Source organism: Rhodococcus sp. OK611, assembly GCF_003050885.1.
Lineage (GTDB): Bacteria > Actinomycetota > Actinomycetes > Mycobacteriales > Mycobacteriaceae > Rhodococcus_G > Rhodococcus_G oryzae.
Genome location: NZ_QAOZ01000029.1, coordinates 1 through 9,617 on the forward strand (window position 1 = coordinate 1; position 9,617 = coordinate 9,617).

The 9,617-nt window shown below is 69.3% G+C and carries 10 protein-coding genes; 1 reads left to right on the plus strand and 9 read right to left on the minus strand.

All coding sequences use genetic code 11. The features are described from left to right. The 6 genes from C8K38_RS26515 to C8K38_RS26540 all read right to left on the minus strand — a co-directional run. On the minus strand, window positions 1-467 hold a 467-nt coding region (locus C8K38_RS26515; protein ID WP_143548541.1), incomplete at its 3' end, for a DUF222 domain-containing protein. Window positions 468-706: 239 nt separating this feature from the next. Next, window positions 707-1,534 (minus strand): ESX secretion-associated protein EspG, encoded by an 828-nt coding sequence (locus tag C8K38_RS26520; RefSeq protein WP_097214413.1) that lies wholly within the window; start codon window positions 1,532-1,534, stop codon window positions 707-709. Next, window positions 1,531-2,766 carry a PPE domain-containing protein gene (locus C8K38_RS26525; protein ID WP_097214414.1) on the minus strand — a complete coding sequence of 412 codons (1,236 nt, stop codon included), beginning with the start codon at window positions 2,764-2,766 and terminating at the stop codon, window positions 1,531-1,533. The genes C8K38_RS26520 and C8K38_RS26525 overlap by 4 nt, the downstream gene beginning before the upstream one ends. 32 nt (window positions 2,767-2,798) lie before the next feature. Then, complete coding sequence (locus C8K38_RS26530; protein WP_097214415.1) at window positions 2,799-3,107, minus strand: PE family protein; 309 nt, start codon at window positions 3,105-3,107, stop codon at window positions 2,799-2,801. A gap of 131 nt (window positions 3,108-3,238) precedes the next feature. Further along, a complete protein-coding gene (locus tag C8K38_RS26535; protein ID WP_077043246.1) occupies window positions 3,239-3,589 on the minus strand; it encodes a metallopeptidase family protein in 351 nt (116 codons plus the stop codon). 1 nt (window position 3,590) lies between these two features. Further along, window positions 3,591-4,583, minus strand: coding sequence for a septum formation family protein (locus tag C8K38_RS26540; RefSeq protein ID WP_257017858.1), 993 nt, complete (start codon window positions 4,581-4,583; stop codon window positions 3,591-3,593). Window positions 4,584-4,804: 221 nt separating this feature from the next. Here C8K38_RS26540 and serS point away from each other — a divergent pair, with 221 nt between their 5' ends. Continuing rightward, window positions 4,805-6,061: a serine--tRNA ligase gene (gene serS / locus C8K38_RS26545; RefSeq protein ID WP_097214419.1), complete on the plus strand. Its 1,257-nt coding sequence runs from the start codon at window positions 4,805-4,807 to the stop codon at window positions 6,059-6,061. Window positions 6,062-6,138: 77 nt separating this feature from the next. On the opposite strand, the gene C8K38_RS26550 is transcribed toward serS, so the two are convergent. The 3 genes from C8K38_RS26550 to C8K38_RS26560 form a co-directional block, all read right to left on the minus strand. Then, the gene (locus tag C8K38_RS26550) at window positions 6,139-7,614 is read right to left on the minus strand and encodes a gamma-aminobutyraldehyde dehydrogenase (RefSeq protein WP_097214420.1); all 1,476 of its coding nucleotides are present in this window, start codon (window positions 7,612-7,614) and stop codon (window positions 6,139-6,141) included. 77 nt (window positions 7,615-7,691) lie between these two features. Next, window positions 7,692-8,051, minus strand: coding sequence for a cupin domain-containing protein (locus C8K38_RS26555; protein WP_097214416.1), 360 nt, complete (start codon window positions 8,049-8,051; stop codon window positions 7,692-7,694). Window positions 8,052-8,093: 42 nt separating this feature from the next. Next, window positions 8,094-9,491, minus strand: a complete 1,398-nt coding sequence (locus tag C8K38_RS26560; protein WP_097214417.1) for an NAD(P)/FAD-dependent oxidoreductase — start codon at window positions 9,489-9,491, stop codon at window positions 8,094-8,096. Between the last annotated feature and the right edge of the window lie 126 nt (window positions 9,492-9,617).

A 9,617-nucleotide genomic window follows, 5' to 3' on the forward strand; every position in this document is an offset into this window, starting at 1 on the left:
GTGGCGTCGGTTCCGACGATGTCGAACACATTCTCACCGTCATCGACACCGCCGCCGTCCGCATCGGTCTCGGTTGCGACGTTGTCGTCGCTGCGGGCTGGGGCGTCGGGGTCGGGGACCTTGTTCAGGAGTTCGATGATCACCCGGATCTGGTCGTAATCGGTTTCGCCGGCGTCGAACGCGGCGGCGACCTCCGGGTGCTTCGCCAGCTCGCGGCCGAGTTTGACGATCTTGTTCGCCTGGCCGGGGGTCATGGTGGCCGCGCCGGCGAGCCAGTTGCCGGGGGAGGAGGCCCCGACCTGTTCGGCCGCACACCGCTGATCGACCTGATGCATCAGGCGCACCCGCAGCGCCTCGAGCTGTCGCATCCGCAGCGAGAGCTCGGGGATCAGCCTCAGGAGTTCGGCGTCCGCGAGCTGCCACGCGGCCACATCCTGTGGCGCGGTGAGCATCTCGTCGAGATCCATGTTCGAAGCTTACTAGAACATATGTTCGACCACAAGAGTTTGTGTGGGTTCCTCATCAAGCTGCCGGCTGATGCTCCAGCAGTTATCAGAGAGGGATTGGCTCGAATGGTGGGGGTCAGCCCTGCGTTCGGCACGCGAGGCTCGGCCCTACGCCGAGGCGGCCTGACGCATGTGCCCCGCCGGATCGGCGGGGCACATGCGGGGTCCTGGGGCGTGTTGGCCGGTATTCGCCGGGCCTGTCAGCTGACGGCGCCGACCAGAACGTCGATGGCCTGACGGAAGCGCGCATCGCTGCCCGCGCTCAGGGTGGACCAGGCCACCCCGTCTGCCGAGACGCTCGAGGTGCCGACGATCCGTCCCCTGTCGGTGTCGAACACCGTCACGGGACCGCCGATCGGCTCGACCTTGCCGTCGCCGTGCCGGATCGCGACGATCTCGGCGCGCTCCCAGCAGCAGGCCAGCGCGGCGGAGACCGCCACGACATCCTGATCGGCGACCCCGAGCGCGGCGAGCCGTCGCGCGGTGGACCTGGCGTCGGCGCAGTCCGCCAATGCGGCGACCAGCTGCTCGGTCGGCGCGTTGACCACTCCGAGGTCGACCGGCGCCTGCCGTCCGATCGCGTCGAGCATCAGCTCCCCGGCGGGATGCTCCGCGCGCTGCAGTACGTACGAGTCGGGCCCGCGGAGGGCGAGCACCGATCCGGTCGGTCCGTGCGCGAGGCAGAGCCGGGAGATCTCCTCGGCAGGAGCGGAGCCTGCGGAGCGACCATCCGAAGGCAAATACCACCGCAGCGCCACCTCCCAGTACGGACGGGCCAGCACCTGCAGCCATTCGGCGACGTCCGGGTGCACCGCGCCCGCCTCGAGGAGCCCGCGCTCGGCGAGGGTCACCCGGGCGGTGTCGAACGCGGCGTCCCTCGCGGCCACCGAGTCGAACCGCGCTGTCGCGTTCAACACCACCGGCAGCTCGTCGATGCCGAGGACGTTCACCAGCAGGTCCAGTTCGTCGAGGCCGAGCGTGACCGACTCCAACCGGGACGGCGCGGACAGGGTGCCCGAGTCGATCACCGCTCGTACTCCTGGGGATCCGCGCCGAGCACCGCGGGGATGACGACGCGGCCGTCGCTGAAGTGCTCGAAGTTCTTCAGGTAGGCGGGGGTGTGGTGTTCCTCGTCGTCCTGGCCACCGCCTGCCGCGCCGCCCATCATCGGGGCGCCGAGCTGGCCCCCGCGCGGACCGGCGGCCATGGCCGCCTCCGCACGTGCGGTTCCGGAGGCGACTCCCTCCGAGCCGCCCGGTACACCCGTGACCCCGGCGCCGAGTCCGCCACCGGCGCCGCGGCTCCAACCCTCGGGCAGCGTGGCGCGCCCGGCGCCACCGCCGCCGAAGCCGCCCGCGCCGCCGCGGCCAATGCCACCGGCCGAGGCCATGGTCCGGGTGGCGCCCGAACCCGAGCCCGAACGGCCGCCCGCACCGGCACCCGCCGTCGGGCTCGCGGCGAAGCCGCCGAACGACTGGCCGGAGCCACCGCCGGTGATCGCGGACACCGCGGCGGGAGCGAGCGAGGTCGCGGTCGAGGTGACGGTGCTGAATCCGGCGCCTGCGATCGAGCCGGCCTGCGAGGCGGCGCTGACCACGGCCGGGTTCTGCGCCTGCGCCATCACCGCGGCCATCGCTGCGCCCGCGGGGTTGGTCCGCCAGTCGACGTCATCCTTGTTCGTGGGCACCGCCTCCTGCGTGCCCGCGCCCGTGGCCTGCGCCCCGGTCGCCAGCGGGGGCGGCGGGGTGAAGCTCTGCGGCACCGAGACCGCGGTCGACGCGGCCTCGTAGCTCTCCATGACCAGCGCCGCACGCAGGTCCATCGCCCGGTCGGCGGCCTCAGCGGCGGCGCCTGCGCCGGCCAGCGAGCCCCCGACGGTGTGCGCCACCACCTTCGCGGTCTTGACGGCCGCGATCTCGGGCAGGCTCGGCATGGTGATCCGGGCCACCGAGTGGGTGCTGGCCGCGGCGCCGGCCTTGGCCGCCGTCGTCGTCGCCATCGCCGTGGACTCCTCGGTCCAGGCGGTGAACGGGATGAGCTTGGCGAGGGCGGCATCGGACGCGAGGCCCTCCCAGCCCACCCGCAGCTCTTCCATCACCTTGGTCATGGTCGCGGACGCGTCCATCAGACCGGCCGCGATGTTCGTCCAGGCGACGCCCGCCGCGGACAGCTGCACCGGCCCGACTCCCGCGTTGAGGGCGGTCGAGTTCCAGGTGGCCCCACGAGGCATCCAGACGACGCCGGTGAATCCCATGGTCATATCGGTGTCTCCTCAGATCCGGTGTCGGGCGCTCACATGCCCGCGGCGAGCGAGGCGCCGAGGGAATGGTCCTGGTTCTCGTACTCGGCGGCGTGCTTGCGGAGGGTTTCGGCGGCGACCCGCAGTTCGGCGACGCCGGTGGTGGCGGACGGCAGGAAGCTGTCGGCGACCGAGTTGAACGAGTTGGCGACCATGACCGAGACCTCTTCGGTGCCGGCGGGCGCCAGGTGCAGCGCAGGCGCGTTGACCCGGACCGTGGCCTCCAGGCGCGCCGCGAGGGCATCGAGCTGCGTCGCGGCGGAGATCAGGGCTTCGGGAGCGACATACACATGGCCTGACATGGTCGCGGCCTCCTTGAGGGCTCGGCGGAGCGGGGCCTGCGGGGCGATCCGCAGACACCGAGATTGGCTGTCAAGAGGTTGGACGCGGCGCGCGCCCGACCGGTTCCCACCAATTTCGCCGACCGCGCCCGCTACCCCCAGCCGAGCTGGTGCAGGCGCTCTTCCTCGATGCCGAAATAGTGTGCGACCTCGTGGATCACCGTGATCGCGACCTCCTCGATCACCTGTTCCTCGGAATCGCAGACGTCGAGGAGGGCCTCGCGGTAGATGGTGATGGTGTCCGGCAGCGAACCGCCGTAGTGGCTGTCGCGTTCGGTCAGCGCGATGCCGTGATAGAGCCCGAGCAGTCCGGGCTCCTCCGGATCGCGGTCCTCCACCAGCACCACGACATTGTCGATCGCGCGGGCGAGTTCGGCCGGGATGAGGTCCAGCGCCTCGGAGACCAGCTCCTCGAAGCGGGCCTCGGTCATCTGTACGGTCACGTCAATTGCCCGCGCCCGGCAGCGGAACGGGCAGCGAACGGCCCTCGGGAACCGGCGGCGGCGGAATCGGCGGGGCACCGTTGATCAGGATGTCGCCCTTGGCCGAGTTGACGATCGAGGCGAACCCACCGGTGTCGAGCTCCTTGCCGACCGAGCAGGTGACCTTACGGCTGCCCGCCAGCCAGCTGGTCAGGTCCGTGTTGTCCCAGAACAGGGTGAGGGTCTTGTTCCGCAGCGCGTCCGGCGAGCCGAGGAACTCGTTCGACGCCTGCGTGCACGTCTCCTCCAGGTACTTGTCCTGGTCCGGGATGTCCGGGAAGCCGCCGGTGAACTTGGCGCCGAGGTCGACCAGCGAGATCACCTCGAAGGCGTGCGGGTCCGTGCAGGGGACCGGGTCCGTGGGGACGTTCTGGTTGATGCCGATGCAGGTGCCCGCGTCCCAGGTCTTCGACTGGTCCTGCCCGGCCACCGTCCCGTAGATCGGTTGCGGGTTGCCCGTCGTGCCCGAGTACTGCAGACCGCAGCGCAGCGTGCGTTCCCCGGCCGCCCAGCCGGCGACCCCCGGGTTGATCAGGCCGACGCTGAACTTGCCGTTCGGATCGAACTTGGCGCCGAGGTACTCGTTCACGGCGGGGGCGCAGTGCTCGTCGCGGAGCTGGGAGAACCGGAGCACACCCGGGAACTTCGAGCCGGGGCCGAACTCGGTACCTGGGAAGTTGCTCAGGTCCACCTCGGAAGCGACCTCGAACAGGTGCTCCGACGAGCAGTCCACCTTCTCCAGGTCGCTGGCGTCGTCTTCGGTCCAGGTCAGGCAGTCGCCCGCGTGGGCGGTGCCGAACGCGCTGCCCGACACCGCGCCGGTCGACATCGGGCCGCCGGTGTTGGCGTGCGTGCTGAGGTCGTTCTCGCTCTTGAAGCCACCGGAGAAGACCGCGGTCGCGATGGCGGCGATGACCGCGCCGAGCGCGATCGCGACGAGGGCCCGCCGGGTCATGGTCGCGGACAGATGGTGTCCGGGCTTGTCGGCCGACGGGGTGCCCGGGTCGCGCGTCGCCTCGGCGTCGAGGCGCGCGTCGTCGCCCCGCCCGGAGGCGTCGCGTTCGTTGGCGTGTTCGTCCGACATCTCGTCCATCATGCCCGTTGGTCCCGTCGATGCCGAACCTTCCCCTGCACGCGTTGAGGGCCGTGCCCACGTACCAAGTAAGGTTTGTGGTCGTGATTGACCTCAAGTTCCTGCGCGAGAATCCCGACGTCGTCCGCGAGTCACAGCGCACAAGGGGCGAGGACCCGGCCCTGGTCGACGCGCTGCTGGCGGCCGACGAGGCCCGCCGCGCCGCGGTGCTGGCCGGCGACAACCTCCGGGCGGAGCAGAAGGCGCTCGGCAAGAAGGTCGGCCAGGCCTCCGCGGAGGAGCGGCCCGCGCTGCTCGCCGGGTCGAAGGAACTGGCTCAGAAGGTCAAGGACGCCGAGGCCGCGCAGCACGAGGCGGACGCCGCGCTCGATGCCGCGGCCCGTGCCATCTCGAACATCGTGCAGGAGGGTGCACCGGCGGGCGGCGAGGACGACTTCATCACCCTCGACACCGTCGGCGAGATCCCGTCCTTCGACTTCGAGCCGAAGGATCACCTCGAGCTCAGTGAGTCGCTCGGCCTGATCGACATGGAGCGCGGCGCCAAGGTGTCCGGTGCGCGCTTTTACTTCATGACCGGCTACGGCGCGATGCTGCAGCTCGGTCTGCTCCAGCTGGCAGCGCAGAAGGCGACCGCGAACGGCTTCACCCTGATGATCCCGCCGGTGCTGGTGCGGCCGGAGATCATGCAGGGCACCGGGTTCCTCGGCCAGCACTCCGAGGAGGTGTACCACCTGGAGCAGGACGACCTGTACCTCGTCGGAACCTCCGAGGTCCCGCTCGCCGGGTACCACTCCAGCGAGATCATCGACCTGAGCGAGGGGCCGAAGCGGTACGCGGGCTGGTCGTCCTGCTTCCGTCGTGAGGCGGGCAGCCACGGCAAGGACACCCGCGGCATCATCCGCGTGCACCAGTTCGACAAGGTGGAGATGTTCACCTACTGCAAGCCGGAGGATGCCGACGCCGAGCATCAGCGGCTGCTCGGCTGGGAGCGCGAGATGCTCGCTGCCATCGAGGTGCCGTACCGGGTGATCGACGTCGCGGGTGGCGACCTCGGTTCGTCCGCGGCGCGCAAGTTCGACTGCGAGGCATGGGTTCCGACCCAGAAGGCCTACCGCGAGCTGTCGTCGACCTCGAACTGCACGACCTTCCAGGCCCGCAGGCTCGGCACCCGCTACCGGGACGAGAACGGCAAGCCGCAGACCGCGGCGACCCTCAACGGCACGCTCGCGACCACCCGCTGGATCGTGGCGATCCTGGAGAACCACCAGCAGGCCGACGGCAGTGTCACCGTGCCCGTCGCGCTGCAGCCTTTCGTGGGCACGGACGTCCTGCGTCCCTGACCCCACCAGGTCGCAACGACATCGGCGGGCCGACACCTCACAGAGGTACCGGCCCGCCGATGTCGTTGTGCAGGTGACTAGTCGATCCGGAAGATCGTCCGGTGCCAATCCTTCCGCGGTTCGCGGGAGAGGTCGAACATGACGTGCTTGATCGAGGTGTACTCCTCGAACGAGTAGGAGGACATGTCCTTCCCGAATCCGGACTGCTTGACCCCGCCGTGCGGCATCTCGCTGATGATGGGGATGTGGTCGTTGACCCAGACACAGCCGGCCACGATCTCCCGGGTGGCACGGAGGCCGCGGTGCAGGTCGTTGGTCCAGGCCGACGCGGCCAGCCCGTAGGGGGTGTCGTTGGCCAGCGCGATGGCTTCGTCGTCATCGCGGAACGGTGTCACCGTCAGCACGGGGCCGAACACCTCGTCGCGATAGATCTCGCTGTCGGTGCCCGCGCCGACGACGAGCGTCGGGTGGTAGTAGGCGCCCGCAGCCAAACTCCCCTCGCCTGCGCGGCCACCGGTGACGATCGTCGCGTAGCCGCGCGCACGCTCGACCATCGCGGCGACCTTGTCGCGATGTGCGAACGAGCTCAGCGGCCCCATGTCCGTCGCCTCATCCGAGGTCGGTCCGAGGGTCACCGACTCGTACAACTCGGCGACACCCGCGACGAATCGGTCGATGATCGACTCGTGCACGATCGCTCGGGTCGCCGCCGTGCAGTCCTGTCCACCGTTGATCAGGCTGCCCGCCACCGCGCCGTGGACGGCAGCCTCGAGATCGGCGTCGTCGAAGACCACGAAGGGAGCCTTGCCGCCCAGTTCGAGATGGACACGCTTGGCGTTCGAGGTGGCGGCCTCCATGACTGACCGACCCACCGCCGTCGAGCCGGTGAACGAGATCATGTCGACATCGGTGTGCCGTGCCAGCGCCGCGCCCGCCTCCCGACCATCGCCGACGACGATATTGACCACGCCGTCGGGAACGCCAGCAGTGGTGAGGGCCTCGGCGAGGACCAGCGCGGTCAGGGGCGTGATCTCGGCAGGCTTGAGGACAACGGTATTGCCCGCGGCGATCGCCGGGAAGATCTTCCAGACCGCCATCTGCAGCGGGTAGTTCCACGGCGCGATCGATCCGACGACACCGAGCGGCTCGCGTCGGATGCTCGAGGTGTGGGTGGGGGAGTACTCGCCGGTGGCCTTCCCCTCGAGTATGCGTGCCGCCCCGGCGAAGAACTCGACGTTGTCGATCGATCCGGGGACGTCGAACTCACGGGCGAGACGAATCGGTTTGCCGCACTGCCGGCTCTCCAGTTCTGCGAGTTCGTCCTGCCGCTCGCGAAGGACCTCGGCCGTCCGGAGCAGGAGAGCGGACCGTTCCGCGGGCGTCGTGCGGGACCATGCCCCGAACGCGCGACGTGCCGCTGCGACGGCCAGGTCGACGTCCTCTGCACTGGCGAGCATGACAGTGGCGATCTCCTCGCCGGTCGAGGGGTCGATCACGCGCTGGGTGCGACCGGAGGTGCCGTCGCGGCGAGTGCCGTCGATGTACTGATGCATCCTGATCAACTTTCGTCGTGGTGGGTCCTGGCGGACGGTGACCTCGATCCTCGGAATCTGCGGCGTCACATCGAGGTTCAGGTGATATAGACCTTGCGGAGGGTGTCGCGGACGGTCCACACGGTGCGTTGTCCGGCCAGCAGCCGGACCAGCGCCCCGGGGTAGAGATCGATCGAGGGAGAGCCGTCGTCGAAGGTGACGGTGGCATCACCGGCGAGAACGACGAAGACCTCGTCGGCCTCCACGTCGCGTGAGGTCCCCGGGGTGTGCTCCCACACCCCGATCGTGAGGTCCGAGAGGGTGGTCAGCTTCCGGTGCGCGGTGGTCGGCGTCCCGTCGATGACGAGTTCACTCGCCAGCGCCGTGTGATCGAGTGTCAGCGAACCGGGGTTGAAGCTCTGCTCCAGCGCCCAGGCGCCGAGATCTGTGGGTGTCATGGTGGGCCCCTTGTGGGTCGAGCGTGGGATGGGCGAGTTGCTTCAGGAGTCGAATCCCAGCCCGATCGTGTCGAGGAGTCGCAGCCACAGATTGCGTTTGCCGCACTCGTCCTCGCGGGCCATGGACCATCGTGTCGCCTGCACGCCGAGGTAGCGCACCGGTTCCGGGGGGAAGGGGATCGCCTGTCGCCGAGTCATCGCCAGTTCGGTTCGCGGTGTCTTCTCGCCGGACAGTCGGTCGAGCATGACCTGGGCGCCGAATCGGGTGGCGGTGACGCCGAGGCCGGTGTACCCGATCGCGTAGGCGACGCGCCCGCCGTAGGCGCTCCCTGAGGTGAGGCAGAAGCGCGTCGACGAGTCGATGACCCCGCCCCAGGCATGGCTGAACCGGACATGCGACAGCTGGGGGTAGGTGGCGCTGAAGTTCTCGGCGAGCCGTGCGTAGGTCTGCGGCCGATCGAGCAGCTCCGCGTCCCGGCGCGATCCGTAGTGGTAGATCGCGTCGTAGCCACCCCACAGGATGCGGTTGTCCGCGGTCTTACGGTAGTAGTGGAATTGGTTGCTGGCGTCGGTGAGCCCGACATCCTGCGTCCAGCCGATCGCCTCGAAGTCGTTGTCCGACAACGGCTCGGTGACGAGGGCGTAGTCGTAGACCGGGATCGCGGTGGTGGACAGGCGTCGCAGCAATGGCTTGAACGCGTTGGTTCCCAATGCGACCTTTGCCGCGTCGATCCGACCCATGGGGGTGGTGGCCGCGACGCCACCGCTGGATCCACGGCCGAGCGAGGAGACCGGCGTGTTCTCGTAGATCTCCACGCCGAGCTCGAGGCACGCTCGGCGCAGGCCGAGTACCAGCTTGTAGGGGTCGACGAGGGAGTAGTCGGGCAGGTAGAGGCCGCCGAGATAGGCGGGCGAGGTCGTCCACTCGCCGACCTCCGACGTCGGGATGAACCGCGACTGTTCGCCGTACTTCCCGCTCATCTCGGAGTACTTGCGGAGACCTTCGAGTTCCCACGGGGTGCGGGCGAAGCTGACCTTGCCGGGGCGGCTGTAGTCCGCGTCGATCCCGTACCGCTCGAGGGTGTCCTCGATCCCGGCCAGGTTCTCCAGGCCCATCTGGTGCAGGGTCGCCGCCTCGGAAGGCCAGCGCTGCACGCCGTTTCCGAGCCCATGGGTGATGCTCGGAGAGCAGAACCCACCGTTCCGCCCGCTGGCTGCGTGGCCGACCGTGCTGCTCTCGACCAGCACCACACGCTGATCGGGGTTTGCCTCCTTGGCCAGGACTGCTGTCCACAGGCCGGTGTATCCGCCGCCCACCACCAGCAGATCGGTCGAGATGGTTGCATCGAGCGCCGGGAGGGGTGCCGGAGCGGACGTCACGTCGAACCAGTACGGCGACTGGCTCACCCCACTCAACGTCGACGGGCTGGTGGTGGGCATGCGGAGGCCTTTCTTCTTACGTGTGTGTTCCGTGTTGTGGGTCAGCGGCCCAGGTGGATGACGCCGGTGCGGAGGTCGGACATGTCGAGGAGGGTGTGTTTGCCGCCGATGCGGCCCCAGCCGGTG

Coding starts and splice junctions, on each gene's coding strand:
- C8K38_RS26560 (WP_097214417.1), bottom strand. CDS start 9,491: ATGCCCACCACCAGCCCGTCGACGTTGAGTGGGGTGAGCCAGTCGCCG.
- C8K38_RS26550 (WP_097214420.1), bottom strand. CDS start 7,614: ATGCATCAGTACATCGACGGCACTCGCCGCGACGGCACCTCCGGTCGC.
- C8K38_RS26540 (WP_257017858.1), bottom strand. CDS start 4,583: ATGACCCGGCGGGCCCTCGTCGCGATCGCGCTCGGCGCGGTCATCGCC.
- C8K38_RS26525 (WP_097214414.1), bottom strand. CDS start 2,766: ATGACCATGGGATTCACCGGCGTCGTCTGGATGCCTCGTGGGGCCACC.
- C8K38_RS26530 (WP_097214415.1), bottom strand. CDS start 3,107: ATGTCAGGCCATGTGTATGTCGCTCCCGAAGCCCTGATCTCCGCCGCG.
- C8K38_RS26555 (WP_097214416.1), bottom strand. CDS start 8,051: ATGACACCCACAGATCTCGGCGCCTGGGCGCTGGAGCAGAGCTTCAAC.